This is a genomic window from Pseudomonas sp. RIT-562 (genome assembly GCF_026241895.1).
In the GTDB taxonomy this organism is placed as follows: Bacteria; Pseudomonadota; Gammaproteobacteria; order Pseudomonadales; family Pseudomonadaceae; genus Aquipseudomonas; species Aquipseudomonas mandelii_F.
Genome location: NZ_JAPJIV010000011.1, coordinates 86,550 through 112,257, shown reverse-complemented (window position 1 = coordinate 112,257; position 25,708 = coordinate 86,550). Strand labels below are relative to the sequence as shown.

Below are 25,708 nucleotides of genomic sequence, written 5' to 3'. Positions count from 1 at the left end.
CCAGCGCAGCTTATTAAGGCAAGGGACTAGACCATGCATTTCACCATTCAACGCGAAGCCCTGTTGAAACCCCTGCAACTGGTCGCAGGCGTCGTTGAGCGCCGACAGACCTTGCCGGTGCTTTCCAACGTGCTGCTGGTTGTCGAAGGCCAGCAACTGTCGCTGACCGGTACCGACCTGGAAGTCGAGCTGGTCGGTCGTGTTCAGCTCGAAGAACCGGCAGACCCGGGCTCCATCACTGTGCCTGCGCGCAAGTTGATGGACATCTGCAAGAGCTTGCCCAACGACGCGCTGATCGATATCAAGGTCGACGAGCAGAAGCTCGTGGTGAAGGCCGGTCGTAGCCGCTTTACCCTGTCGACACTGCCAGCCAATGATTTCCCGACTGTAGAGGAAGGCCCAGGTTCGCTGACTTGCAGCCTGGAGCAAAGCAAACTGCGTCGACTGATCGAACGCACCAGCTTCGCCATGGCCCAGCAGGACGTGCGTTACTACCTGAACGGTATGCTGCTGGAAGTTTCTGAAGGCATCATCCGCGCCGTGGCCACCGACGGTCACCGTCTGGCCATGTGCTCGATGAAGGCCGATATCGGTCAGCCGGATCGTCACCAGGTCATCGTGCCACGCAAGGGCATCCTTGAACTGGCGCGTCTGCTGACTGAGCCGGACGGTATCGTCAGCATCGTGCTGGGCCAGCATCACATCCGCGCCACTACCGGTGAGTTCACCTTCACTTCGAAACTGGTCGACGGCAAGTTCCCGGACTACGAGCGCGTCCTGCCTAAAGGTGGTGACAAGCTGGTGCTCGGCGATCGTCAGGCCCTGCGTGAAGCCTTTAGCCGCACCGCGATCCTGTCGAACGAAAAGTATCGCGGTATCCGTCTGCAGCTGGCCAATGGTCAACTGAAAATCCAGGCCAACAACCCTGAACAGGAAGAGGCGGAAGAAGAGGTAGGCGTTGAGTACAACGGCGGCTCCCTGGAAATCGGCTTCAACGTCAGCTACTTGCTCGACGTGCTGGGCGTCATGACCACTGAGCAGGTTCGCCTGATCCTGTCCGACTCCAACAGCAGCGCGCTGGTCCAAGAGTCCGACAACGACGATTCGGCTTACGTTGTCATGCCGATGCGTCTGTAATCATGCTCAGCAGAAGCTAGATGTCATTAAGTCGCGTCTCGGTCACCGCGGTGCGCAATCTGCACCCGGTGACCCTCTCCCCCTCTCCCCGAATCAACATTCTTTACGGCGCAAACGGCAGCGGTAAAACCAGCGTGCTGGAAGCCATCCATTTGCTGGGGCTCGCTCGTTCGTTCCGTAGCACCCGTCTGCTGCCCGTTATTCAATACGAGCAACTGGCTTGTACAGTGTTCGGCCAGGTCGAGCTCGCCCAAGGTGGTCATAGTGCCCTGGGTGTGTCTCGCGACCGTCAGGGTGAGTTCCAGATCCGCATAGATGGGCAGAACGCTCGCAGCGCTGCACAGCTGGCAGAGATCCTGCCGCTGCAATTGATCAACCCTGACAGCTTCCGCCTGCTTGAAGGTGCGCCGAAAATTCGGCGGCAGTTTCTGGATTGGGGTGTGTTCCACGTGGAACCACGATTCATGTCCACCTGGCAGCGGTTGCAGAAGGCCCTGCGCCAGAGAAACTCTTGGCTGCGGCATGGTACACTTGACGCCGTTTCGCAAGCGGTTTGGGACAGGGAACTGTGCCAGGCCAGCGCTGAAATCGATGAATACCGTCGCGCCTATATCAAAGCCTTGAAACCAGTCTTTGAACAAACCTTGAGCGAACTGGTTGAGCTTGAAGGTTTGACGCTCAGCTATTACCGAGGTTGGGACAAAGACCGCGAATTGAGTGCGGTGCTGGCTGGTTCCGTGCAGCGGGATCAGCAAATGGGTCATACCCAGGCCGGACCACAACGGGCTGATTTGCGCCTCAGATTGGGCGCACATAATGCTGCGGATATCTTGTCCCGCGGACAGCAGAAGTTGGTGGTGTGTGCCCTGCGGATTGCCCAAGGGCATCTGGTCAGTCAGGCCCGCCGCGGCCAGTGTATTTATCTGGTGGATGACCTGCCGTCCGAATTGGATGAGCACCACCGTCGCGCGCTTTGCCGCTTGTTGGAAGACTTACGCTGCCAGGTATTTATCACCTGTGTAGATCACGAATTATTGAGGGAAGGCTGGCAGACGGAAACGCCAGTCGCTTTGTTCCACGTGGAACAGGGCCGTATCACCCAGACCCACGACCATCGGGAGTGAAGGCATTGAGCGAAGAAAATACGTACGACTCAACGAGCATTAAAGTGCTGAAAGGCCTGGATGCCGTACGCAAACGTCCCGGTATGTACATTGGTGACACCGACGATGGCAGCGGTCTGCACCACATGGTGTTCGAGGTGGTCGATAACTCGATCGACGAAGCTTTGGCCGGCCACTGCGACGACATCAGCATCATCATCCACCCGGATGAATCCATCACCGTTCGCGATAACGGCCGTGGCATCCCGGTAGACGTGCACAAGGAAGAAGGCGTTTCTGCGGCCGAGGTCATCATGACCGTCCTGCACGCCGGCGGTAAGTTCGACGATAACTCCTACAAGGTATCCGGCGGTCTGCACGGTGTAGGTGTATCGGTTGTAAACGCCCTGTCTGAAGAGTTGATCCTCACGGTACGCCGCAGTGGCAAGATCTGGGAACAGACCTATGTCCACGGCGTTCCGCAAGAGCCGATGAAAATCGTCGGCGAGAGTGAAACCACGGGCACCCAGATTCACTTCAAGCCTTCTGATCAGACCTTCAAGAACATCCACTTCAGCTGGGACATCCTGGCCAAGCGGATCCGTGAGCTGTCCTTCCTGAACTCCGGTGTTGGCATCGTCCTCAAGGATGAGCGCAGCGGCAAGGAAGAGCTGTTCAAATACGAAGGCGGCCTGCGTGCATTCGTTGAGTACCTGAACACCAACAAGACCGCGGTCAACCAGGTGTTCCACTTCAACATTCAGCGTGAAGACGGCATCGGCGTGGAAATCGCCCTGCAGTGGAACGACAGCTTCAACGAGAACCTGTTGTGCTTCACCAACAACATTCCACAGCGCGACGGCGGTACTCACCTGGTGGGTTTCCGTTCCGCACTGACGCGTAACCTGAACACCTACATCGAAGCTGAAGGTCTGGCGAAGAAGCACAAAGTCGCGACCACCGGTGACGATGCCCGTGAAGGCCTGACCGCGATCATCTCGGTAAAAGTGCCGGATCCGAAGTTCAGCTCCCAGACCAAGGACAAGCTGGTTTCTTCCGAAGTGAAGACCGCGGTCGAACAGGAAATGGGCAAGTACTTCTCCGACTTCCTGCTGGAAAACCCGAACGAAGCCAAGCTGGTCGTCGGCAAGATGATCGACGCTGCGCGTGCTCGTGAAGCGGCGCGTAAGGCTCGTGAAATGACTCGTCGCAAGGGCGCGCTGGATATCGCCGGCCTGCCGGGCAAACTGGCGGACTGCCAGGAAAAAGACCCTGCCCTCTCCGAACTTTATCTCGTGGAAGGTGACTCTGCTGGCGGCTCCGCCAAGCAGGGACGTAACCGCCGCACCCAGGCGATCCTGCCGTTGAAGGGTAAAATCCTCAACGTAGAGAAAGCCCGCTTCGACAAGATGATCTCTTCGCAGGAAGTCGGCACCTTGATCACCGCGCTCGGCTGTGGCATCGGTCGTGACGAGTACAACATCGAGAAGCTGCGCTACCACAACATCATCATCATGACCGATGCTGACGTCGACGGTTCGCACATCCGTACCCTGCTGCTGACCTTCTTCTTCCGTCAGTTGCCGGAGCTGATCGAGCGTGGCTACATCTACATCGCCCAGCCACCGCTGTACAAGGTCAAGAAAGGCAAGCAAGAGCAGTACATCAAAGACGATGACGCCATGGAAGAATACATGACGCAATCGGCCCTGGAAGACGCCAGCCTGCACTTGAACGAAGACGCACCGGGTATCTCGGGCGAAGCCCTCGAACGCCTGGTGAATGACTTCCGCCTGGTGATGAAGACGCTCAAGCGCCTGTCGCGCCTGTACCCTCAGGAACTGACCGAGCACTTCATCTACCTGCCTGCCGTGAGCATGGAGCAACTGTCCGATCACGCCGCCATGCAGGAATGGTTGAGCAAGTACGAAGTCCGTCTGCGCACCGTCGAGAAGTCGGGTCTGGTTTATAAGGCCAGCCTGCGTGAAGACCGTGAACGTAACGTCTGGCTGCCGGAGGTCGAACTGATCTCCCATGGCCTGTCGAACTACGTAACGTTCAACCGCGACTTCTTCGGCAGCAACGATTACAAGACCGTTGTCTCCCTTGGCGCTCAGTTGAGCACCTTGCTGGACGAAGGCGCGTACATCCAGCGCGGCGAACGCAAGAAGCCAGTCACCGAGTTCAAGGAAGCACTTGAATGGCTGATGACTGAAAGCACCAAGCGTCACACCATTCAGCGATACAAAGGTCTGGGCGAAATGAACCCGGATCAGCTGTGGGAAACTACTATGGACCCAGCGCAGCGCCGCATGTTGAAAGTGACCATCGAAGACGCCATTGGCGCGGACCAGATCTTCAACACCCTGATGGGTGATGCGGTCGAGCCTCGTCGTGACTTCATCGAGAGCAATGCACTGGCGGTTTCCAACCTGGACTTCTGATCCACGGTAGGTCAACCAGCCAAACAAAAAAAGGCCAACGCTAGCGTTGGCCTTTTTTTGTTTGGAATAGCTATGAAGTCGACACACTCTCCAACCGATACCCATACCCATAGATCGTCAACAACTGCCAACCCCGGTCGGCGGTCAAACCGAGCTTGTTGCGAAGGCGGTAGATGTGGGTGTCGAGCGGTCGTGAAGACACCATCTCTTCATGACTCCAAAACCGCTCATACAGGTACTCTCGTGACAGCGGACGGCCCAGATTGGTAAACAGGCAGCGAGCCAGACCGTACTCCCGTTCGGTCATGCCGATGGGGACGCCGGCGCGGGTCACTGTCAGTTCGGCATCGTCGAACAGCAGGTCATTGATGCTCAGCACTTCACCAGACTGGCGTTGCTGACTGTGCCTGCGCAAGACTGCGGCGACCCGAGCTTTCAGTTCATTGGGGCGAAATGGCTTGCTGACGTAGTCATCCGCACCGGCGTTCAGGGCCTGGACGATATCGCTTTCGGCGTCGCGGCTGGTGAGCATGATGGCGGCCGGGGGCGCATCCATATGTTCGCGGGTCCAGCGCAACAGTGACAGGCCACTGAGCCCAGGCAACTGCCAATCAAGTAACAACAGATCGAAGGTTTCCCTGCGCAACTGGCGTAGCAAGTCCTCGCCATTGTCGAAGCTGTGTAATGACCAGGCAGGTTCTCCCGGCTCGGCCATTTGACGCAGGGTCTGTTCCACCCGGCGCAGTTCTGCCGGTTCATCGTCCAGTATCGCGACACGCATGTGGAGTGATTCCTTGGTCTCAGCCCGTGGTTTCAAGTGAATTACAAAAATGAGCCGCTTAACCTGGTAAGTAACCTGCGCTCCGTTGGTCGACGTCCGCTATGATTCCCCTCGTCCGCCTGCCGATGAGACCCGCGACCATGCCTGAAATTCCCCGCCCTCCCCGCTCCGGCTTTATCCATGGCTAATGAGCGCAGACGCGAAAGTCGTGAGCCGAGCCAGGTGCAGGGATTGTTTCGTCGGCTGATCAGGGAATGGTTGTGGATAACATTGACCTTGTTGCCCCTCACCGCGCTGTTGTCATATGGCGCCCAGACCGGGCAGGCCAGTCTTTCGAGTGCGGTCGGCGCTTCTGTATCGGTGGTGCTGGTGGCCTGGGCACTGGGTCTGATGCTGCTGCGTCCACGATGGGCCCTGTGGTTCACGTTGGCTGGGATGGGCGCCACACTGTTGATCAGCTATGTGGTATCGCGCTCCGGGGGATGGTGGTCACCCGTCGCAAGTCAGCTCGGCATGCTGTTTGGTTACCTGATCTGGAATTGGCGTCGGTTGAGCGTGGTGCTGACCTACTTTGGCTGGGAGCTGGCTCGGCTGGATAACGAGCCAAAAGTTTTTCCTGAGCGGCGCCGCGTGCAATTTCCCACGGATGATCGCTTGCAAGGGCAGATCATGGCGCTGGAACAAGCCATGAGTCGGACTCGGGACACCCGCAGATTTATTGCCGACGGCTTGGAATACTTGCCGGTCGCGACTTTGATCAGCGACCCGAAAGGGCAGATATTGCTGGGTAATCGCAAAGGCCGTGACCTGTTCGGCTGCGACTTGGTCGGTAATGACATCATCGAGCAGTTGGCAAAGCTGGGTTACCCCGAGTTGTCCACAGGCCTGCGCCCGCCGTTATCTGCCCTTCCCTTGCTCGAATTCCGTGACATTAAGGATCGCAGCTTGCGCCTTGAACGTGCAGCGTTGCTGCCGGTGGACGGTGAAACACCCATAGGCTGGCTGCTGAGCCTGACTGACCTGAGCGTTGAGCGTGAGGCGCAAGAGCAGCGCAGTGTATTGCTGCGGTTCCTTTCCCATGATTTGCGCGCTCCGCACTCTGCCATCCTTGCGCTGCTGGACGTGCATCGGCATCAGGTTGGTGGCGACACCCAGTTGTTTGATCAGATCGAGCTCCAGGTGCGTCGGGCGCTGGATCTTACCGATGGCTTTGTTCAACTGGCCAAGGCTGAATCCGAGGCCTATCAATTTCAGCCGACGTTGTTTGGGATGCTGGTCATGGATGTATTTGACCAGGCCCTGACCATTGCGCGGTTGAAGCAGATCGAGCTGATCCACGATCTGCCGGAGCAGGTACAAGAACGTTTGATCCTGGCGGACCAGGCCCTGCTCACCAGAGCGCTATTTAATCTGCTGGAAAATGCCGTCAAGTACAGCGCCGCAGGGACGGTGATCAGCTTGCGGGTACGCTGCGTCGATGGCTGGTTGATCTGCGACTTGCAGGACCAGGGCAAAGGCATCGCAGCAGAGGAACTGCCGGAGTTGTTCAGTCAGTACCGGCGGTTTTCTTCCGCCCAGGGGATCGATGGAGTGGGCTTGGGGCTGTCGATGGTAAAGGCGGTAATGGACCATCATAACGGTCGCATCGAGTGCCGCAGCGTCGTGGGCGAAGGTACGTGCTTCAGTCTGCATTTCCCTCTGATGGACGAGTGAAACGGCCGAATTTTACCGATAAAAAAACCGGCTATATCAGCCGGTTTTTTTACATCCAAAAAAAACTTATGCACCTTTTTCGGATAAATAAGTCATTAAGAAATATATATATAAATCATAAGCTTAGAGGAGGATATCGGAAGGTTTCGGGAAAACCGTACACAGCTTATCCACAGAATCTCAGACAACCAGTTGATCGCTGGCCGCAGGTGCTTGCGGCGCTGGTGGCAGTGATCCCATTTCCCGCTGCATGCGCTCGTTCCAGCTCTGTACCCGATCATTCAATTCGGCAATGGCACGAGGCCCGGTACCTTCGGCGTACATCGGCTCGCCGATGATCACGGTGATCACGCCCTGCTTCTTGGCCCAGCCAGATTTCGGCCAGAATTTTCCAGCATTGTGTGCAATCGGCAGTACCGGCAGTGCGGCATTTACGGCCAAGGCGGTACCACCTCGGGAAAACTTGCCGATGGTGCCGTAGGGAACGCGAGTGCCTTCAGGGAAGATCAGCACCCAGACCCCGTCCTTGAGCAATTCGTCGCCTTTCTTGGCCACGTGCTTGAGAGCTGCTTTCGGATTGTCACGATCAATCGCAATAGGCCGGAGCATGGCCATCGCCCAGCCAAAAAACGGTACGAACAGCAGTGAGCGCTTGAGCACCTGGCTCAAAGGCTCGAAATAAGCCGAGAGAAAAAACGTTTCCCAGGTGCTCTGGTGGTTCGACTGAATCACGCACGGCTGGTCCGGTACGTTCTGCGCGCCTTTCACTTCGTAGCTGATACCGAGGAACACCTTGCTCAGCCACAGCGCGCAGCGACACCAGTACACGTTGATGAAACGATAACGCGCCTTGAACGGCAGGAAAGGCGCGATGAAAAAGCTCAGGCTGCACCAGAGCAAGGAGCTGGTGCCCAGCAACAGATAGAAAAGAAAGGTTCTGATGGCCTGCAGTATCGACATGGCGACGTTTACCGTGCGGGCTGTGCCCGTCTATATAAAGCGCACTCCCGATCACTCCTTGTTCAGGAACATCGAGAACGCTCTAATTGTGGATAAGTTCTGCGGCAATCGCCGCCAGATCGTCAAAAATCAAGGTGCCCACCGGCAGGGTCTTGCCCAGCGTTTTTTCGCCCTTCCCGGTCTTTACCAACACGGGCTGAGAATCGACGGCTTTGGCGGCTTCCAGGTCACCAAGACTATCGCCGACGAACCATAGATTTGTCAGCGACACGTTGTAATGAGCGGCGATGTTTTTCAACATCCCGGGTTTTGGCTTGCGGCAATCGCAGCCTTCGTCGGGCCCGTGGGGGCAATAGACGATCAGCCCGACCTCGCCACCCTGTTGCGCCACGAGCGAGCGCAAGCGCTCGTGCATGGCGTCCAGGGTAGCGATGTCGTAGTAGCCGCGTGCAATGCCCGACTGGTTGGTAGCCACTGCTACCGTCCAGCCGGCCTTGCTCAACTGCGCGATGGCCTCGATCGAACCGGGGAGTGGAATCCACTCCTCCACCGACTTGATGTAAGCGTCGGAGTCGTAGTTGATCACCCCGTCCCGATCAAGAATCAGCAGTTTCAACAGCAGTCCCTCAGCCCAGCAACGAAATATCGGCAACGCCGAGGAACAATCCGCGCAGACGCGCCAGCAACGCATAACGGTTGGCACGCACTTTGGCGTCATCCGCGTTGACCATCACGGCTTCGAAGAAAGCATCCACCGGCTCGCGCAAGGCGGCCAGACGAGCCAGGGATTCGCTGTACTGACGCGCAGCTGCCATCGGCTGGACAGCCTGGTCAGCCTGCTGGATCGCCGAATACAGGGAAAACTCGTTGGCGTTATCGAAGTACTTGGCTTCAACGACAGTTGGGACCGAGCCTTCGACCTTGCTCAGCAGGTTCGAGACGCGCTTGTTCACTGCGGCCAGTGCGGCGGCTTCCGGCAACTGACGGAAGGCCTGCACGGCTTGCACTCGCTGATCGAAGTCCAGTGCGGAGCCTGGTTTCAGTGCGCGAACCGACAGATAGGTCGCGACATCCACGCCTTCATCTTCGTAACGGGCACGCAGGCGATCGAAGATGAACTCCAGCACCGAGTCATTCAGGCCCGCGACCTTGACCTTGGTGCCGAACGCATTCACGGCAAAAGCCACGGCGTCGTTCAGGTCGAGGTCGAGCTTCTTGTCGATCAGGATGCGCAGTACACCCAGTGCTGCGCGACGCAGCGCGTACGGGTCTTTGCTGCCCGTTGGCAGCATGCCGATACCGAAGATGCCGACCAGGGTGTCGAGCTTGTCGGCGATGGCCACGGCCGCACCGGTCAGGGTCGTCGGCAATTCAGCACCGGCACCGCGCGGCATGTACTGCTCGTTCAGCGCGAGGGCGACTTCTTCTGGCTCGCCGTCGTTGAGGGCGTAGTAGTAACCGGCAACACCTTGCATCTCCGGGAACTCACCGACCATCTCGGTCGACAGGTCGCACTTGGACAGCAGGCCCGCACGGGCGGCCCATGCGGCGTTGCCGCCGATGCGCTGAGCGATGAAAGCAGCCAGCTTGGAAACGCGCTCGGCCTTGTCGTAGACGCTGCCCAGCTTTTCCTGGAAGACCACGTTCTGCAGGCGCAGGTTGAAATCTTCGAGCTTTTGCTTCTTGTCCTGCTTGAAGAAGAACTCGGCGTCGGTCAGGCGTGGACGAACCACTTTCTCGTTGCCGGCGATGATCTGCTGCGGGTCCTTGCTTTCGATGTTGGCCACGGTAATGAAACGGGGCAGCAACTTGCCGTCGGCATCCAGCAGGCAGAAATACTTCTGGTTGTCCTGCATGGTGGTGATCAGGGCTTCCTGCGGCACTTCGAGGAAACGTTCCTCGAACGAGCACACCAGCGGCACCGGCCATTCAACCAGGGCGGTCACTTCGTCGAGCAGGGCTGGCGGAACGATCGCCGTGCCTTCCTGCAGGGTCGCCAGTTCTTCGGTGCGCTTGCTGATCAGGGCGCGACGCTCATTGGCATCGGCCAGCACATAGGCCGCACGCAGGTCCGACAGGTAGTTGGCCGGCGAGGTGATACGCACACTTTCCGGGTGATGGAAGCGGTGACCACGGGAGTCACGACCGGACTTCTGGGCGAGGATGGTGCAGTCGATGACTTGGTCACCGAGCAGCATCACCAGCCATTGGGTCGGACGCACGAATTCTTCCTTGCGAGCACCCCAGCGCATGCGCTTGGGAATCGGCAGGTCGTTCAGGGAGTCTTCGACGATGGTCGGCAGCAGGCTCGCGGTCGATTTGCCGGCGATGCTCTGGCTGTAGCGCAGTTTCGGGCCACTCTGATCGATTTCGCTCAGGTCGACGCCGCACTTCTTGGCAAAACCCAGTGCCGCTTGAGTCGGGTTGCCTTCAGCGTCGAACGCGGCCTGGCGTGGCGGGCCGTCGAGGTTGATGCTGCGATCCGGCTGCTGAGTAGCCAGCGATGTGATCAGTACGGCCAGGCGACGTGGCGCGGCATAGACGGTTTTGGTCTCGTAGTTCAGGCCGGCAGCTTGCAGGCCCTTGTCGATACCGGCGAGGAAGGCGTCAGCCAAAGCGTTCAGGGCTTTGGGTGGCAGTTCTTCGGTGCCCAGTTCAACCAGGAAATCCAGAGCACTCATTGTGCAGCCTCCAGCTTGGCCAGTACTTCGTCACGCAGGTCCGGGGTCGCCATCGGGAAGCCCAGCTTGGCGCGGGCCAGCAGGTAGGCTTGCGCAACGGAACGCGCCAGGGTGCGCACGCGCAGGATGTATTGCTGACGTGCAGTGACCGAGATTGCCCGGCGCGCATCCAGCAGATTGAAAGTGTGGGACGCCTTCAACACCATTTCGTAGCTAGGCAATGGCAGCGGCTGGTCGAGTTCGATCAGGCGCTTGGCTTCGCTTTCGTAGAAGTCGAACAATTCGAACAGTTTCTCGACGTTCGCGTGCTCGAAGTTGTAGGTGGACTGCTCCACTTCGTTCTGGTGGAACACGTCGCCGTAGGTGACCTTGCCCATCGGGCCGTCGGCCCAGACCAGGTCGTAGACCGAGTCCACACCCTGCAGGTACATGGCCAGGCGCTCGAGACCGTAAGTGATCTCGCCGGTTACCGGGTAGCACTCGATGCCGCCCGCTTGCTGGAAGTAAGTGAACTGCGTCACTTCCATGCCGTTGAGCCAGACTTCCCAGCCCAGACCCCAGGCGCCCAGTGTTGGCGACTCCCAGTTGTCTTCGACGAAGCGAATGTCGTGGACCAATGGGTCCAGGCCGACGTGCTTGAGGGAGCCCAGGTACAGTTCCTGGAAGTTGTCCGGGTTCGGCTTCAGGACTACCTGGAACTGGTAGTAGTGCTGCAGACGGTTCGGGTTTTCGCCGTAGCGGCCGTCAGTCGGGCGACGACTGGGCTGCACATAAGCGGCGTTCCAGGTTTCCGGGCCAATGGCGCGCAGGAAAGTGGCAGTGTGGAAAGTGCCGGCGCCTACTTCCATATCGTAGGGCTGAAGTACCACACAACCTTGCTCGGCCCAGTATTGCTGGAGGGCGAGGATCAAGTCTTGGAAGGTACGCACGGCTGGCGTAGGCTGGCTCACGAAATTCACCTGTTTCTTGGGCTGCGATTTAAAGAGCGGGAGTATACCCGATTCGGTCCTGCGCACGCCCCCTGGAGCCTTATGCCACGCTGCTTTTGGTGTTCCGAAGATCCGCTGTACATGGCTTATCACGATCAGGAGTGGGGCACGCCGCTTCGCGATGCGCAGGGACTGTTCGAGTTGCTTTTGCTCGAAGGGTTCCAGGCCGGCCTTTCCTGGATCACCGTGCTGCGTAAACGCGAGCGTTATCGTGAGGTGCTGTTCGGCTTCGATGTGCAGCGAGTGGCTCAGATGAGCGACGCGGAAATCGATGAGTTGATGCTCGATCCCGGCATCATCCGCAATCGCCTGAAACTCAACGCGGCCCGGCGCAACGCCCAGGCCTGGCTGGCACTGGAGGATCCGGTGGAGTTTCTCTGGTCGTTCGTCGGCGGTACCCCGGTGATCAATCATTTCAAGGATCGCAGCGAAGTGCCGGCGGTGACGCCGGTGGCAGTGGAGATGAGCAAAGGCCTGAAAAAGGCCGGGTTCACCTTCGTCGGGCCGACTATTTGTTACGCACTGATGCAGGCCTCGGGAATGGTCATGGACCACACCCGCGATTGCGATCGTTACGCGACCTTGGCGAACGCCGGTTAGAATGGCCGCCTCGCACACAGCACAAGATCAGGAGTGACCTGTGGATAAGTTGAAAGGCGCCTTGCTGGTAGGCGCTCTGCGGTTGTTTGCCCTGCTGCCTTGGCGCGCAGTGCAGGCAGTCGGCTCGGCCATCGGCTGGGTGATGTGGAAAACGCCCAACCGTTCCCGCGACGTGGTGCGGATCAACCTGGCCAAGTGTTTCCCCGAGATGCCTGCCGCTGAGCGCGAACAGCTGGTGGGCCGCAGCTTGCGGGACATCGGCAAGTCGCTGACCGAAAGTGCCTGCGCCTGGATCTGGCCGGCCCAGCGTTCGATCGACCTGGTGCGTGAAGTCGAAGGCCTCGATGTGCTCAAGGATGCCCTGGCTTCGGGCAAGGGCGTGGTCGGCATCACCAGTCACCTGGGCAACTGGGAAGTGCTGAATCATTTCTATTGCAGCCAGTGCAAGCCGATCATTTTCTACCGCCCGCCAAAGTTGAAGGCAGTGGACGACTTGCTGCGCAAACAGCGAGTGCAACTGGGCAACCGGGTCGCGGCGTCGACAAAGGAAGGCATTCTCAGTGTGATCAAGGAAGTGCGCAAAGGCGGTCAGGTGGGGATTCCTGCAGACCCCGAGCCTGCCGAGTCCGCGGGAATTTTCGTGCCGTTTTTTGCCACCCAGGCCCTCACCAGCAAATTTGTGCCGAACATGCTGGCCGGCGGCAAGGCGGTTGGGGTGTTCCTGCATGCGCTGCGGCTGCCGGACGGCTCGGGTTACAAAGTGATCCTCGAAGCGGCGCCTGATGCGATGTACAGCACCGATACCGAGACTTCCTGTGCGGCCATGAGCAAGGTGGTGGAGCGCTACGTTGCGGCGTATCCGAGCCAGTACATGTGGAGCATGAAGCGCTTCAAGAAGCGCCCGCCGGGCGAGGAACGTTGGTACTGATGCACTGTGGATAACTCTGTAGGAGCTGGCGCAGCCTGCGTTTTTTTGATCTTTTACACAAAATCAAATGATCGCAGGCTGCGCCAGCGCCTACACAAGTTCTACAGGCGGTCGAGTTTCTTCAGGAATACGCTCATCTCTTTTTCCGCCTGCTTGTCGCCATGCGCGCGGGCGGCTTCCAGGCCCAACTCCCAGGCCTGTCGGGCTGCTGCAGTGTCAGCCTGCGCCAACTGCGCCTTGCCCAATAGCTTCCAGGCCGCCGAATACTTCGGATCGAACTCTACACAGCGCTGAAAATGCTCGGCAGCCTTGGCGTTTTCTCCAAGATCCAGATAACCCTTGCCCAGACCGAAGCGCAGCAGAGCATTATCCACGCCTTTGGCGAGCATTTTTTCCAGTGACTCAATCATCGTCGCGCCTCACATTCGGATATCAGAAGAAGCTCAGTCCCACATGAAACAGCTTCTCTACATCCCGGATATGTTTTTTATCCACAAGGAACAGGATCACATGGTCCCCTGCCGCGATCACCGTGTCGTCATGGGCAATGATCACTTCTTCATCGCGGATGATCGCGCCAATGGTAGTGCCCGGAGGCAGGCCGATGTTCTCGATGGCCTTGCCGATTACTTTGCTCGACTTCGCATCGCCATGGGCAATCGCCTCGATGGCCTCCGCCGCACCGCGACGCAATGAGTGCACGCTGACGATATCGCCACGGCGTACGTGGGCGAGCAAGGTGCCGATGGTCGCGAGTTGCGGGCTGATGGCGATGTCGATGTCGCCGCCCTGGATCAAATCGACGTAGGCCGGATTGTTGATGATCGTCATCACTTTTTTCGCGCCCAGGCGTTTGGCCAGCAGCGACGACATGATGTTGGCCTCATCATCGTTGGTCAGTGCCAGGAACAGGTCGGCGTCGGCGATGTTTTCTTCCAGCAACAGATCGCGGTCCGAAGCGCTGCCCTGCAACACCACGGTACTGTCCAGGGTATCTGACAGGTGCCGGCAGCGTGTCGGATTCATCTCGATGATCTTCACCTGATAGCGGCTTTCGATCGCCTCTGCCAGGCGCTCGCCGATCTGCCCGCCCCCGGCGATGACGATGCGTTTGTAGGTTTCATCCAGGCGGCGCATTTCGCTCATTACCGCGCGAATATTCGCTTTGGCGGCGATGAAGAATACTTCGTCGTCGGCCTCGATCACCGTGTCGCCCTGGGGCAGGATCGGCCGGTCGCGGCGGAAAATTGCCGCGACGCGGGTTTCGACGTTTGGCATGTGCTCGCGCAGTTGGCGCAGTTGCTGGCCGACCAGCGGGCCGCCGTAATAAGCCTTCACTGCCACCAGTTGCGCTTTGCCTTCGGCGAAGTCGATGACCTGCAGCGCGCCCGGATGCTGAATCAGGCGCTTGATGTAGTTGGTTACCACTTGTTCCGGGCTGATCAGCACGTCGACCGGAATCGCTTCGTTGTCGAACAGTTCGGAACGGGTAAGGTACGCCGCCTCCCGTACCCGGGCGATCTTGGTCGGCGTGTGGAACAGGGTGTGGGCCACCTGGCACGCGACCATGTTGGTCTCGTCGCTGTTGGTCACCGCCACCAGCATGTCGGCGTCGTCGGCGCCAGCTTGGCGCAGCACCGTGGGCAATGAGCCGCGACCTTGCACGGTGCGGATGTCGAGACGGTCGCCGAGGTCACGCAGGCGTTCGCTGTCGGTGTCGACCACGGTGATGTCGTTGGCTTCGCTGGCCAGATGTTCCGCCAGCGAACCGCCTACCTGCCCTGCGCCGAGGATGATGATTTTCATCCAGTCACTCCCTTGAAGTCCGGTTAACCGCGCGCGGCGGCGATCTTGATCAACTTGGCGTAGTAGAACCCGTCATGTCCGCCTTCCTGGGCCAGCAACTGGCGACCGTGGGGCTGCTTGATCCCGGCCGCCGTGGCGAGATCAAGCTCACGGGCGCCCGGTGTGCGGGCGAGGAAGGCTGCAATGACTTCAGTGTTCTCGGTCGGCAAGGTGGAGCAGGTGGCGTAAAGCAGAATGCCGCCCACTTCCAGGGTGATCCACATGGCGTCCAGCAATTCGCCCTGAAGGACTGCCAGTGCGGCGATGTCGTCGGGTTGGCGGGTCAGCTTGATGTCCGGGTGGCGCCGGATCACACCGGTCGCCGAGCAGGGTGCATCGAGCAGGATGCGCTGGAACGGTTTACCGTCCCACCAGGTGGCCGTGTCGCGGCCATCGGCAGCGATCAGTTCGGCGCTCAAGCCCAGGCGTGCGAGGTTTTCCCGCACGCGCACCAGGCGCTTGGCTTCCAGGTCGACAGCCACGACGCCTGCCAGCTTGGGCTCGGCTTCGAGGATATGGCAGGTCTTGCCGCCTGGCGCGCAGCAGGCGTCCAGAACCCGTTGGCCCGGTGCCAGGTCGAGCAGATCGGCGGCTAATTGCGCGGCCTCATCCTGAACGCTGATCCAGCCCTCGGCGAACCCCGGAAGGCTGCGCACGTCGGCAGCTGCCTCAAGGATGATGCCATCGGGGCTGTACACGCACGGGCTGGCGGCGATGCCCGCTTCACTCAGCAGTCCGAGGTAGGCATCGCGGCTGTGATGACGGCGGTTGACCCGCAGAATCATTGGCGGGTGTGCGTTGTTTGCTGCGCAGATGGCTTCCCACTGCTCGGGCCAGAAAGCCTTGAGCGACTTTTGCAGCCAGCGTGGATGGGCTGTGCGCACCACCGGGTCGTGCTCCAGCTCTGCCAGCAGCGCTTCGCTTTCACGCTGGGCGCGGCGCAGCACAGCGTTGAGCAGTGCCTTGGCCCAGGGCTTTTTCAGCTTGTCCGCGCAACCGACGGTTTCACCGATGGCGGCATGGGCGGGAACTCGGGTGTAGAGCAATTGGTACAGGCCGACCAATAACAACGCCTCCACATCGGCGTCCGCCGCCTTGAACGGCTTCTGCAGCAGTTTTGCCGCGAGCGCCGACAAGCGTGGCTGCCAGCGCGCAGTGCCAAACGCCAGGTCCTGGGTGAAGCCGCGGTCGCGGTCCTCGACCTTGTCCATTTGGGTTGGCAGTGAACTGTTCAGCGAGGCTTTGCCGTTTAGTACCGCTGCGAGCGCCTTGGCGGCGGCGAGACGCGGGTTCATTGAGCATCCACCGCTTGGCCAAGGACAGTGCCGATGGCGAATTTCTCGCGACGGCTGTTGAACAGGTCGCTGAAATTCAGCGCCTTGCCGCCGGGCAGTTGCAGGCGCGTCAGGCACAACGCCTGCTCGCCGCACGCCACGACCAGGCCTTCTTTGCTGGCGCTGAGGATTTCACCGGGGGCGCCCTGCCCTTCAGCGAGGTTCGCGGCCAGGACTTTCAGCGCTTCGCCATTGAGCGTGCTGTGGGTGATGGGCCACGGGTTGAAGGCGCGGACCAGGCGTTCCAGCTCAACCGCCGGGCGACTCCAGTCGATGCGCGCTTCGTCTTTGTTCAATTTGTGTGCGTAGGTGGCGAGACTATCGTCCTGCACCTCGCCTTCCAGCGTCCCGGCGGCAAGCCCGGCAATCGCCTGGACCACGGCCGGCGGCCCCATTTCAGCCAGTCGGTCGTGAAGGCTGCCTCCGGTATCGGTACCGGTAATTGGCGTGGTGACTTTGAGCAGCATCGGCCCGGTATCGAGACCCAGCTCCATGCGCATCACGGTGACGCCACTTTCGCTGTCTCCGGCTTCGACTGCTCGCTGGATTGGCGCCGCTCCGCGCCAGCGCGGAAGCAGCGAGGCGTGACTGTTGATGCAGCCCAGGGGTGGAATATCCAGCACCGCTTGCGGCAGGATCAGGCCGTAGGCGACCACCACCAGCAGGTCCGGGTTTAGCGCGGCCAGTTCGGCCTGGGCCTCTTCGTTGCGCAGGGTTGGCGGCTGCAACACCGGGATATGGTTTTCCAGAGCGAGTTGCTTGACCGGGCTCGGCATCAGCTTTTGCCCACGGCCCGCCGGACGGTCCGGCTGGGTGTAGACCGCGACGATCTCGTACGGGCTGTCGAGCAGCGCCTTGAGGTGTTCGGCGGCGAATTCCGGGGTGCCGGCAAAGACGATGCGCAGTGGCTCAGTCATGGGAGCGATCTCTGAAAAAGAAAAAGGCTTGCCGCAGCAAGCCTTTGAAAGGAGGGCATCAAGCGTTCTGGCGATGGAGCTTTTCCAGTTTTTTCTTGATTCGGTCACGTTTCAGGTTGGACAGGTAGTCGACGAACAATTTACCGTTAAGGTGGTCGCATTCGTGCTGGATGCACACAGCGAGCAGACCTTCGGCGATCAGTTCGTAAGGCTGGCCGTCACGGTCCAGAGCCTTGACCTTGACCTTCTGCGGGCGATCGACGTTTTCGTAGAAGCCCGGCACCGAGAGGCAGCCTTCCTGATACTGCTCCATCTCGTCGGTCAGTGATTCGAACTCGGGGTTGATGAACACCCGCGGTTCGCTGCGGTCTTCGGAGAGGTCCATCACGACGATACGTTTGTGCACGTTGACCTGGGTCGCGGCGAGGCCGATGCCTGGCGCTTCATACATTGTTTCAAACATGTCGTCGACCAACTGGCGCACTTCGTCGTCCACTACAGCCACAGGTTTGGCGATAGTGCGCAGGCGCGAGTCGGGAAATTCGAGGATGTCTAAAATGGCCATAAGCTTATTTGCTGCACGTGTGAGGTAAAGTCGGGTCGATGGCCTGGCGGGTCCGAAGATGCAGGCTACCGTTGTGAAGCGTAGCTACCTTTTCTCTGTCAAGAGTCAGGAGCGAGCCACGAGGGCTCTGGCGTTTCACGCGAACGCACATAATAAAGGGATTCACCGCATGAGGAAATCACTACTCGCCCTGCTCCTTCTGGCTTCAGCCGGTTTAGCGCATGGGCAAGTGCAACTCAGGGAAGGTTTTCCACAGCAATACACGGTGGTTGCCGGAGACACACTCTGGGACATATCAGGAAAATTCTTGCGCGAGCCATGGAAATGGCCGGAGTTGTGGCAAGCCAACCCACAGATCGAAAACCCCAATCTCATCTATCCCGGCGACTCGCTGTCGCTGGTCTATATCAATGGCCAGCCGCGCCTGACCCTCAATCGCGGGGCTTCCCGTGGCACCATCAAGCTCTCGCCGCGGATTCGCAGTTCTCCGGTGGCGGATGCCATTCCAAGCATTCCGCTGCAATCGATCAACAGCTTCCTGCTGAGCAACCGTATCGTCGATAAGGTCGAAGACTTCGACCAGGCGCCCTACATCGTTGCCGGAGATGCCGAGCGAGTACTCAGCGGTACAGGGGACAGAATCTTCGCTCGCGGGCAGTTCGATCCGAACCAGCCGGTGTATGGAATCTTCCGTCAGGGCAAGGTCTACACCGACCCCGAGACCAAGGAATTCCTCGGGATCAACGCGGATGACATCGGCGGTGGTGAAATTGTGGCCTCTGAGGCCGACGTTGCCACCCTGGCGCTGCAACGCACTACGCAAGAGGTACGCCTGGGGGATCGCCTGTTCAGTAGCGAGGAGCGTTCGATCAATTCTACCTTCATGCCCAGCGCGCCAAAGACTGACATCAAGGGGCTGATCATCGACGTGCCACGTGGGGTAACGCAGATCGGCGCCATGGATGTCGTCACGTTGAACAAGGGGCAGCGTGATGGATTGGCCGAGGGTAATGTCCTGGTGGTGATGAAAACCGGTGAAACGGTGAGAGACCGGATCACCGGTCAGCCGCTGAAGATTCCCGATGAGCGCGCTGGACTGCTGATGGTTTTCCGCACCTACGACAAGCTCAGTTACGGCCTGGTCCTCAATGCTTCGCGCTCGTTGGCGGTGATGGACAAGGTACGAAATCCGTAAGCCTGCTTCACAAGTTACCAACAGACTTATCCACAGCTTATGCCCGATTGAACGGGCCTCATAACGATCAAGGATGATCCATGACATTGTCTGCTACTGCAGCGGTATCGCCTGCCGAACTGGAGGCGCGTCTGCGTCTGCATCGCTTGCCTGAATTGGGCCCGGCACGCTTCAGAAAACTGCTGGACGCCTTCGGCTCGGCCTCAAAAGCCTTGAGCGCGCCGGCCAACGCCTGGAAGTCTCTGGGCCTGCCCTTCGCTTGCGCCGAGGCGCGTCGCGAGCCGGATGTGCGCGATGGCGCCTGCCACGCATTGGCCTGGCTTGAGCGTCCGGGCCAGCATTTACTGATGTGGGACCAACCTGACTACCCGGCGCTGCTGGCGGAAATCAGCGACCCTCCACCCTTGTTATTTGTCGCGGGAGACCCCGGTATCCTGGAAAAACCGCAGTTGGCGATGGTTGGCAGTCGTCGCGCGTCGCGGCCAGGGATGGACACGGCCGCCGCGTTCTCGCGCAGCCTGGCCGGTGCTGGTTTTGTCATCACCAGTGGTCTTGCCCTCGGCATTGACGCCGCAGCTCACCAGGCGGCTCTGGATGTGGGGGGGCGAACGGTCGGGGTACTTGGCACGGGACTTGAAAAGTTTTATCCACAGCGCAATCGCCGTCTGGCAGACGCCATGATTGCCTCCGGTAGCGCAGTGGTTTCCGAGTTCCCGCTGGACGCCCCGCCGACCCCCAGCAACTTTCCGCGGCGCAACCGGATCATCAGCGGGTTGTCCCTTGGCGTATTGGTAGTCGAGGCGAGTGTGGCCAGTGGTTCGTTGATTACTGCCCGGCTGGCGGCGGAGCAAGGGCGTGAGGTGTATGCAATTCCTGGATCGATTCATCATCCCGGGGCCAAGGGTTGCCACCAACTGATTCGTGATGGCGCCATGCTGGTGGAAACCATCGAGCACATCCTCGAAGCACTGCGTGGTTGGCAACAGTTGTCGTTTTCCACAACTGAGCCGGTGGTGACCCACCCCTTGCTCGTATTGCTGCACGCGGCGCCACATACCAGTGAATCGTTGGCCATCAATAGCGGTTGGACACTGCCCAAAGTGCTGGCGGCGCTGACAGAGCTGGAAATGGACGGTCGCGCGGTTTGTGAAAGTGGACGCTGGTTTGCGCGGGTGAGCTAGGTTTTATAAGGAAGATCGGTAAACTGCGCAGAGCCTTATTCCGGAGAGTTTTTCATGGTCAACAGTTGGCGTGTGCAACAAGCCGCGCAAGCCGTTCGCTCAGGCGCGGTGATTGCCTATCCAACCGAAGCGGTCTGGGGCCTGGGTTGCGACCCATGGGACCAGAACGCAGTGGAGCGTTTGCTGATGATCAAGGGGCGGTCCATGGAGAAGGGCCTGATCTTGGTCGCCGATAACATTCGCCAGTTCGACTTCCTGTTCGAGGATTTCCCCGAGTTGTGGATGGACCGCATGGCCAGCACTTGGCCAGGGCCCAATACCTGGCTGGTGCCGCACCAGAATCAATTGCCGCTGTGGATTACTGGCAAGCATGAGACGGTGGCGTTGCGGGTCAGCGATCATCCTCAGGTGCGGGAATTGTGTGCGCTGACAGGGCCGCTGGTGTCGACCTCGGCCAACCCGCAAGGTCGGCCGGCAGCGCGCACGCGGATTCGAGTGGAACAGTATTTCCGTGGGCAGGTGGATTACATTCTGGGCGGGAATTTGGGTGGGCGCAGGAATCCGAGTGTTATTCGAGACCTGGCGACGGGCAATGTGATTCGTCCGGATTGAGACTGCGGCGTTGCTATTCGCGGGCAAGCCCGCTCCCACAGGATTTGTGTCGCACACCATCTGTAGGAGTGAGCCTGCTCGCGATCAGGCCTTCAAGGCAGCAAAATAGTCGAGCCAGTTGTGCGCCGCGCCGACAATTCGATCTGCGCCTTCGCCGCCTCAGCCAACGGATACTTCTGGCTGATATCCACTTTCAACTTCCCACTGCTGATCATCTCGAACAATTCATCCGCCATGCGCTGCAGGTTCTCTGCGTTGTTGGCGTAGGTCGCCAGCGTTGGCCGGGTCACGTACAGCGAACCCTTCGCCGATAAAATCCCCAGGTTTACCCCGTCCACCGCGCCCGACGCATTGCCGAAGCTCACTACCAGGCCGCGCGGAGCCGCGCTGTCGAGGGACGTCAGCCAGGTGTCCTTGCCGACTCCGTCGTAAACCACTGGCACTTTCTTGCCGTCGGTCAATTCCAGGACTCGCTGCGCCACGTCTTCATGGCTGTAATCGATCGTCGCCCAGGCGCCGTTGGCTTTGGCCAGCGCGGCTTTTTCCGCAGAGCTGACCGTGCCGATCAACTTCACACCCAGGGCCTTGGCCCATTGGCACGCGAGCGAACCGACCCCACCCGCAGCGGCGTGGAACAAAATGGTTTCGCCACCCTTGAGTTCGTAGGTCTGGCGCAGCAGATACTGCACGGTCAGGCCCTTGAGCATCACGCCGGCGGCCTGCTCGAAGCTGATCGCATCCGGTAGCTGTACCAGATTGGCTTCGGGCAACACGTGCGTGTCGCTGTAGGCGCCCAGTGGGCCGCTGCCATAGGCCACCCGATCGCCCACTTTAAATCGAGTGACGGCGCTGCCCACTGCTTCGACCACGCCGGCGCCTTCCGAGCCCAGGCCCGATGGCAAGGCCGGAGGTGCATACAGTCCGCTACGGTAATAAGTGTCGATGAAGTTCAGGCCGATGGCCTTGTTGGCCACGCGCACCTGCTGCGGGCCAGGCTCCGCAGGTTGGTAATCGACATATTCGAGCACTTCGGGGCCGCCATGGGCACTGAACTGGATACGTTTTGCCATCAGAACTCTCCTAGTGATCGGTTTGATAAGCCCCCTATCGGACTCCTAAGCTTGATCTTCGTCAACTGCGGCGCAACAGGGTGCGGTGTTATCCTGTGCAGCAATTTGCCGACGGCCATTCTTGCGCCGCCCAGCTTGTCCCGATTCAAGGTGATGCCATGACGACCCGTACCGAGGCCGTAAAAGCCTATCTGCTCGACCTGCAAGACCGTATTTGTGCTGCCCTTGAAGCCGAAGACGGCGGTACCCGCTTTGTCGAGGATGCCTGGGCCAGACCCGCTGGCGGCGGCGGTCGCACTCGTGTGATCGAGAACGGTACTGTCATCGAGAAGGGAGGCGTGAACTTTTCCCACGTGTTTGGCAGTGGCCTCCCACCCTCCGCCAGTGCCCACAGACCGGAACTGGCCGGGCGCGGCTTTGAAGCCCTCGGCGTGTCCCTGGTGATTCACCCGCACAACCCAAAGGTGCCCACTTCACACGCCAATGTGCGGTTTTTCATCGCCGAGAAAGAGGGCGAGGAACCGGTCTGGTGGTTTGGCGGAGGCTTCGACCTGACCCCCTACTACGGCAATGAAGAAGACTGCGTGCATTGGCACCGGGTGGCCGAGCAGGCTTGCGCGCCGTTTGGCCCGGATGTCTATTCGCGCTACAAGGCGTGGTGCGACAGCTACTTCCATATCAAGCATCGCCACGAGCCTCGTGGGATCGGCGGCCTGTTCTTCGATGACCTGAATGAATGGGATTTCGACACCAGCTTCGCTTTCATGCGGGCCATCGGCGACGCGTTCATCGAAGCCTACCTGCCGATCGTCCAGCGCCGCAAAAACGATGAGTTCACCGCCCAACAACGGGAATTCCAGGAATTCCGTCGTGGCCGCTATGTCGAGTTCAACCTGGTCTACGACCGTGGCACGCTGTTCGGCTTGCAGTCGGGCGGGCGTACCGAATCGATCCTCATGTCGCTGCCGCCGCAAGTGCGCTGGGGCTACGACTGGAAGGCCGAGCCCGGAAGCGAAGAAGCTCGGCTGACTGAATATTTCCTGCAAGACCGCGATTGGTTGGCCAAGGCCTGAACGAGGAAGACTGATGGATCGTTACGTCGTATTCGGCAACCCGATTGGCCACAGCAAGTCGCCGCTGATTCATCGACTGTTTGCCGAGCAGACGGGCCAGCAACTGGACTACAGCACTTCGCTGGCACCGCTCGATGACTTTTCCCACTTCGCCCGGGCGTTTTTCCTTGAAGGTCGCGGCGCAAATGTCACGGTGCCTTTCAAGGAAGAGGCCTATCGCCTGGCCGACAACCTGACCGAGCGCGCACAGCGGGCTGGTGCAGTGAATACCTTGAGCAAGCTGGCTGACGGCTCGCTGTTAGGTGATAACACCGACGGCGCCGGACTGGTGCGAGACCTGACGGTCAATGCCGCTTTCGGCCTCAAGGGCAAACGCATCCTGTTGCTGGGCGCCGGCGGCGCCGTACGTGGCGCACTGGAACCATTGTTGGCGGAGCAGCCGGCGTCGGTGATCATCGCCAACCGCACGGTGGAAAAAGCCGAATTGCTGGCCGAGTTGTTTGCCGACCTGGGCCCGGTGTCGGCCAGTGGCTTCGACTGGCTGGAGGAGTCCGTGGACCTGATTATCAACGCCACTTCCGCGAGCCTGACCGGCGACGTGCCACCCATTGCCAGCAGTCTGATCGAGCCGGGCAAGACGGTGTGCTACGACATGATGTACGGCAAGGAGCCGACTTCGTTCTGCCGCTGGGCCAGCGAGCATGGTGCGGCTGTGGCGATGGACGGCCTGGGGATGCTCGCCGAGCAAGCGGCGGAAGCGTTTTACCTGTGGCGCGGTGTGCGACCGGATACGGTGCCAGTGCTGGCCGAATTGCGCCGGCAACTTGCCGCATAACCCGCAGGAGCTGGGTTGCTGGCGAGTCCTGTGGGCGGGCTTTGGCCCCAGGAACGCTGCCGGTTTCCCGCCTGACATGACTCAATCCTCAAAACGGATCGGGCATTTCTCCGCCCCTTCCAGCTTCCGCAACTCCTCTACAACCTGCGGCCGCGCCTGCCGCAAGGTCAGGCTGCGATCCTGCTTAAGCAGCCGTCGCGCCTCCTGATGCAGCATCTCCACGCCTGAATAATCGATGAAATTGATCTGCTGCGCCTCGATCACCACACGGGCACCGTGCATGCGCTGCAAGCGCACCTGGAGGTAATGGCTGGCGCCGAAAAAGATCGAGCCGCCAACCCGCAACACATCCTCATCGCCCTCGCGCCAGTGCTGCACACGCGGTTGCGAAGTGCGCTTGAGGTAGAAGAACAGTGAAGCCAGGACCCCGGCGTAGATGGCGGTTTGTAACTCCAGCAGCAGCGTGGCGACACAGGTCAGCGCCATGACCAAGAACTCGGCGCGACTGACCCTCAGCAATGCGCGAATGCCGCGATGATCCACCAGTCCCCAGGCGATCAGCAGAATGCTGCCAGCCATCGCCGGAATCGGAATATGGGCAATCAGCGCCGCGCCAAATACGGCAAACAGTGCGACCCACAGTGCCGAGAATACGCCGGCCAAAGGCGAACAGGCCCCTGCTTCGTAACTCAGACCTGAACGAGTGAAGGAGCCAGCGGACAACGATCCGGAAAAAAACGCCCCGACCATGTTCGATAAGCCTTGAGCGCGTACTTCCTGGTTGGCATCGAGCAGCTGCTGTGAGCGTGCGGATATGGAGCGAGCAATCGACAGGCTGGTCACCAGCCCCAACATGCCGACCGCGACCGCACTGGGCAACAGGCGCAGGATCAGATCCAGGTCCAGCGGTACGGCGCTGAAAGGTGGCAGCCGACCGACAAAAGCGCTGACCAGCCGTACGTGACCAAACATCGCAGGCCAAAGCCACGCCAACAGCCCAGCGGCCACCAACGTGATCAACAAAGTTGGCCAGCGCGGCAACAGCCATTTCAAGGTGACACCCATGACGACGGTCGCCAGCCCCAGGATCAGCGAGGGTTTATCCACTTGGTTGAGGTGCTGGAACAGCATGAGGAAACTGTCGAGTGCCGTGGCCTGGCTGGGCAGGTCCAACCCCAACAGATTGGGGAGCTGGCCGAGGGCAATCACTACTGCCGCGCCAAGGGTGAAGCCCAGCACAACTGAGTGCGAGACAAAATTCACCAGAGCGCCAAATCGCAGCAAGCCCAACAGCCACTGGAAGATCCCGGCCAGCAACGTCAGTAACAGGATCAGCGCCACATAGTCTTGGGACGCAGGAACCGCCAGGGGGCTGACGCTGGCGTACAGGACAATCGAAATCGCCGCGGTAGGACCACAGATCAAGTGCCAGGATGAACCCCACAGGCACGCGATCAACACGGGAATGATCGCCGCATACAAACCGTACTCCGGTGGGAGCCCGGCGATCAGGGCGTAGGCAATCGACTGTGGCAACGCGAGAATCGCACCGCTCAGGCCGACGATCAGGTCACGCCCGACGGTGGCGCGGGTTTGCCGAGGCAACCAGCTCAAGAAAGGGAAGAGCGAATGGCGGCTGGGGAAGGCCATGGGTCCTCTCGGTCAGGGTTTTGCGCAAGGGTATCAGGAGAAGATAATTGCAGGAGGAGCATGCTCGGGAAAAACTCGACGCCGCCGAGGGATAT

General features: G+C 59.7%; 23 protein-coding genes. 11 read left to right on the top strand and 12 right to left on the bottom strand.

The window, feature by feature from the left end; genetic code table 11:
* Positions 1-33 precede the first annotated feature (33 nt).
* The 3 genes from dnaN to gyrB are packed head-to-tail and all read left to right on the top strand — an operon-like array spanning position 34 to position 4,684.
* Positions 34-1,137: a DNA polymerase III subunit beta gene (gene dnaN, locus ORL50_RS15515; protein ID WP_266016322.1), complete on the top strand. Its 1,104-nt coding sequence runs from the start codon at positions 34-36 to the stop codon at positions 1,135-1,137.
* A 20-nt stretch (positions 1,138-1,157) separates the two neighbouring features.
* Positions 1,158-2,261 (top strand): DNA replication/repair protein RecF, encoded by a 1,104-nt coding sequence (gene recF, locus ORL50_RS15510; protein WP_266016321.1) that lies wholly within the window; start codon positions 1,158-1,160, stop codon positions 2,259-2,261.
* 5 nt (positions 2,262-2,266) lie between these two features.
* Entirely contained in the window at positions 2,267-4,684 is a 2,418-nt protein-coding gene (gene gyrB / locus ORL50_RS15505) for a DNA topoisomerase (ATP-hydrolyzing) subunit B (protein ID WP_266016320.1), read from the top strand.
* Positions 4,685-4,754: 70 nt separating this feature from the next.
* Here the strand turns inward: gyrB and ORL50_RS15500 are convergent, their stop codons facing one another.
* Positions 4,755-5,465: a response regulator transcription factor gene (locus tag ORL50_RS15500; RefSeq protein WP_266016319.1), complete on the bottom strand. Its 711-nt coding sequence runs from the start codon at positions 5,463-5,465 to the stop codon at positions 4,755-4,757.
* Positions 5,466-5,645: 180 nt separating this feature from the next.
* Between ORL50_RS15500 and ORL50_RS15495 the strand changes: the two genes are divergently transcribed.
* Complete coding sequence (locus tag ORL50_RS15495; protein WP_266016318.1) at positions 5,646-7,178, top strand: sensor histidine kinase; 1,533 nt, start codon at positions 5,646-5,648, stop codon at positions 7,176-7,178.
* Positions 7,179-7,358: 180 nt separating this feature from the next.
* Here the strand turns inward: ORL50_RS15495 and ORL50_RS15490 are convergent, their stop codons facing one another.
* The 4 genes from ORL50_RS15490 to glyQ all read right to left on the bottom strand — a co-directional run bounded on the left by ORL50_RS15490 (position 7,359) and on the right by glyQ (position 11,769).
* Entirely contained in the window at positions 7,359-8,138 is a 780-nt protein-coding gene (locus tag ORL50_RS15490) for a lysophospholipid acyltransferase family protein (protein ID WP_266016317.1), read from the bottom strand.
* 82 nt (positions 8,139-8,220) lie between these two features.
* Positions 8,221-8,760 carry a D-glycero-beta-D-manno-heptose 1,7-bisphosphate 7-phosphatase gene (gene gmhB / locus ORL50_RS15485; RefSeq protein ID WP_266016337.1) on the bottom strand — a complete coding sequence of 180 codons (540 nt, stop codon included), beginning with the start codon at positions 8,758-8,760 and terminating at the stop codon, positions 8,221-8,223.
* 4 nt (positions 8,761-8,764) lie between these two features.
* Positions 8,765-10,819: a glycine--tRNA ligase subunit beta gene (gene glyS, locus ORL50_RS15480; protein ID WP_266016316.1), complete on the bottom strand. Its 2,055-nt coding sequence runs from the start codon at positions 10,817-10,819 to the stop codon at positions 8,765-8,767.
* A complete protein-coding gene (gene glyQ, locus ORL50_RS15475; protein ID WP_008155694.1) occupies positions 10,816-11,769 on the bottom strand; it encodes a glycine--tRNA ligase subunit alpha in 954 nt (317 codons plus the stop codon). Before glyQ ends, glyS begins: the two co-directional genes overlap by 4 nt.
* A gap of 81 nt (positions 11,770-11,850) precedes the next feature.
* On the opposite strand from glyQ, the gene tag reads away from it, so the two are divergent.
* Together tag and ORL50_RS15465 are read left to right on the top strand one after the other, a co-directional pair.
* A complete protein-coding gene (gene tag, locus ORL50_RS15470) occupies positions 11,851-12,408 on the top strand; it encodes a DNA-3-methyladenine glycosylase I (protein ID WP_266016315.1) in 558 nt (185 codons plus the stop codon).
* 40 nt (positions 12,409-12,448) lie between these two features.
* Positions 12,449-13,336 carry a lysophospholipid acyltransferase gene (locus ORL50_RS15465; protein WP_266016314.1) on the top strand — a complete coding sequence of 296 codons (888 nt, stop codon included), beginning with the start codon at positions 12,449-12,451 and terminating at the stop codon, positions 13,334-13,336.
* Positions 13,337-13,437: 101 nt separating this feature from the next.
* Here the strand turns inward: ORL50_RS15465 and ORL50_RS15460 are convergent, their stop codons facing one another.
* Genes ORL50_RS15460 through def form a run of 5 tightly spaced genes read right to left on the bottom strand, consistent with a single transcriptional unit; the run spans position 13,438 to position 17,997 of the window.
* Positions 13,438-13,746, bottom strand: a complete 309-nt coding sequence (locus ORL50_RS15460) for a tetratricopeptide repeat protein (protein WP_266016313.1) — start codon at positions 13,744-13,746, stop codon at positions 13,438-13,440.
* Positions 13,747-13,768: 22 nt separating this feature from the next.
* A complete protein-coding gene (gene trkA / locus ORL50_RS15455) occupies positions 13,769-15,142 on the bottom strand; it encodes a Trk system potassium transporter TrkA (protein ID WP_266016312.1) in 1,374 nt (457 codons plus the stop codon).
* A gap of 23 nt (positions 15,143-15,165) precedes the next feature.
* Complete coding sequence (gene rsmB / locus ORL50_RS15450; RefSeq protein ID WP_266016311.1) at positions 15,166-16,476, bottom strand: 16S rRNA (cytosine(967)-C(5))-methyltransferase RsmB; 1,311 nt, start codon at positions 16,474-16,476, stop codon at positions 15,166-15,168.
* Entirely contained in the window at positions 16,473-17,432 is a 960-nt protein-coding gene (fmt, locus tag ORL50_RS15445) for a methionyl-tRNA formyltransferase (protein ID WP_266016310.1), read from the bottom strand. Before fmt ends, rsmB begins: the two co-directional genes overlap by 4 nt.
* 58 nt (positions 17,433-17,490) lie before the next feature.
* Positions 17,491-17,997, bottom strand: coding sequence for a peptide deformylase (gene def, locus ORL50_RS15440; RefSeq protein ID WP_017341723.1), 507 nt, complete (start codon positions 17,995-17,997; stop codon positions 17,491-17,493).
* 169 nt (positions 17,998-18,166) lie between these two features.
* Between def and ORL50_RS15435 the strand changes: the two genes are divergently transcribed.
* The 3 genes from ORL50_RS15435 (at position 18,167) to tsaC (ending at position 20,985) form a co-directional block, all read left to right on the top strand.
* Positions 18,167-19,192, top strand: a complete 1,026-nt coding sequence (locus ORL50_RS15435) for a LysM peptidoglycan-binding domain-containing protein (RefSeq protein ID WP_266016309.1) — start codon at positions 18,167-18,169, stop codon at positions 19,190-19,192.
* Positions 19,193-19,272: 80 nt separating this feature from the next.
* The gene (gene dprA / locus ORL50_RS15430) at positions 19,273-20,373 is read left to right on the top strand and encodes a DNA-processing protein DprA (protein ID WP_266016308.1); all 1,101 of its coding nucleotides are present in this window, start codon (positions 19,273-19,275) and stop codon (positions 20,371-20,373) included.
* 54 nt (positions 20,374-20,427) lie between these two features.
* Entirely contained in the window at positions 20,428-20,985 is a 558-nt protein-coding gene (gene tsaC / locus ORL50_RS15425) for an L-threonylcarbamoyladenylate synthase type 1 TsaC (protein ID WP_266016307.1), read from the top strand.
* A gap of 92 nt (positions 20,986-21,077) precedes the next feature.
* Here the strand turns inward: tsaC and ORL50_RS15420 are convergent, their stop codons facing one another.
* Complete coding sequence (locus ORL50_RS15420) at positions 21,078-22,055, bottom strand: NADPH:quinone reductase (RefSeq protein WP_266016306.1); 978 nt, start codon at positions 22,053-22,055, stop codon at positions 21,078-21,080.
* Positions 22,056-22,213: 158 nt separating this feature from the next.
* On the opposite strand from ORL50_RS15420, the gene hemF reads away from it, so the two are divergent.
* Positions 22,214-23,128 carry an oxygen-dependent coproporphyrinogen oxidase gene (hemF, locus tag ORL50_RS15415; RefSeq protein ID WP_266016305.1) on the top strand — a complete coding sequence of 305 codons (915 nt, stop codon included), beginning with the start codon at positions 22,214-22,216 and terminating at the stop codon, positions 23,126-23,128.
* 13 nt (positions 23,129-23,141) lie between these two features.
* A complete protein-coding gene (gene aroE / locus ORL50_RS15410) occupies positions 23,142-23,963 on the top strand; it encodes a shikimate dehydrogenase (protein WP_266016304.1) in 822 nt (273 codons plus the stop codon).
* Positions 23,964-24,044: 81 nt separating this feature from the next.
* Here the strand turns inward: aroE and ORL50_RS15405 are convergent, their stop codons facing one another.
* Complete coding sequence (locus ORL50_RS15405; RefSeq protein WP_266016303.1) at positions 24,045-25,613, bottom strand: SulP family inorganic anion transporter; 1,569 nt, start codon at positions 25,611-25,613, stop codon at positions 24,045-24,047.
* Positions 25,614-25,708: the final 95 nt, after the last annotated feature.

Excerpts from the sequence above, each read along its gene's own strand:
- rsmB (WP_266016311.1), bottom strand. The coding sequence starts at position 16,476 with ATGAACCCGCGTCTCGCCGCCGCCAAGGCGCTCGCAGCGGTACTAAAC.
- ORL50_RS15460 (WP_266016313.1), bottom strand. The coding sequence starts at position 13,746 with ATGATTGAGTCACTGGAAAAAATGCTCGCCAAAGGCGTGGATAATGCT.
- def (WP_017341723.1), bottom strand. The coding sequence starts at position 17,997 with ATGGCCATTTTAGACATCCTCGAATTTCCCGACTCGCGCCTGCGCACT.
- ORL50_RS15490 (WP_266016317.1), bottom strand. The coding sequence starts at position 8,138 with ATGTCGATACTGCAGGCCATCAGAACCTTTCTTTTCTATCTGTTGCTG.
- ORL50_RS15405 (WP_266016303.1), bottom strand. The coding sequence starts at position 25,613 with ATGGCCTTCCCCAGCCGCCATTCGCTCTTCCCTTTCTTGAGCTGGTTG.
- hemF (WP_266016305.1), top strand. The coding sequence starts at position 22,214 with ATGACGACCCGTACCGAGGCCGTAAAAGCCTATCTGCTCGACCTGCAA.
- ORL50_RS15495 (WP_266016318.1), top strand. The coding sequence starts at position 5,646 with ATGGCTAATGAGCGCAGACGCGAAAGTCGTGAGCCGAGCCAGGTGCAG.
- ORL50_RS15435 (WP_266016309.1), top strand. The coding sequence starts at position 18,167 with ATGAGGAAATCACTACTCGCCCTGCTCCTTCTGGCTTCAGCCGGTTTA.
- recF (WP_266016321.1), top strand. The coding sequence starts at position 1,158 with ATGTCATTAAGTCGCGTCTCGGTCACCGCGGTGCGCAATCTGCACCCG.
- trkA (WP_266016312.1), bottom strand. The coding sequence starts at position 15,142 with ATGAAAATCATCATCCTCGGCGCAGGGCAGGTAGGCGGTTCGCTGGCG.
- ORL50_RS15500 (WP_266016319.1), bottom strand. The coding sequence starts at position 5,465 with ATGCGTGTCGCGATACTGGACGATGAACCGGCAGAACTGCGCCGGGTG.
- tsaC (WP_266016307.1), top strand. The coding sequence starts at position 20,428 with ATGGTCAACAGTTGGCGTGTGCAACAAGCCGCGCAAGCCGTTCGCTCA.
- ORL50_RS15420 (WP_266016306.1), bottom strand. The coding sequence starts at position 22,055 with ATGGCAAAACGTATCCAGTTCAGTGCCCATGGCGGCCCCGAAGTGCTC.
- dnaN (WP_266016322.1), top strand. The coding sequence starts at position 34 with ATGCATTTCACCATTCAACGCGAAGCCCTGTTGAAACCCCTGCAACTG.
- tag (WP_266016315.1), top strand. The coding sequence starts at position 11,851 with ATGCCACGCTGCTTTTGGTGTTCCGAAGATCCGCTGTACATGGCTTAT.
- aroE (WP_266016304.1), top strand. The coding sequence starts at position 23,142 with ATGGATCGTTACGTCGTATTCGGCAACCCGATTGGCCACAGCAAGTCG.
- fmt (WP_266016310.1), bottom strand. The coding sequence starts at position 17,432 with ATGACTGAGCCACTGCGCATCGTCTTTGCCGGCACCCCGGAATTCGCC.
- glyS (WP_266016316.1), bottom strand. The coding sequence starts at position 10,819 with ATGAGTGCTCTGGATTTCCTGGTTGAACTGGGCACCGAAGAACTGCCA.
- dprA (WP_266016308.1), top strand. The coding sequence starts at position 19,273 with ATGACATTGTCTGCTACTGCAGCGGTATCGCCTGCCGAACTGGAGGCG.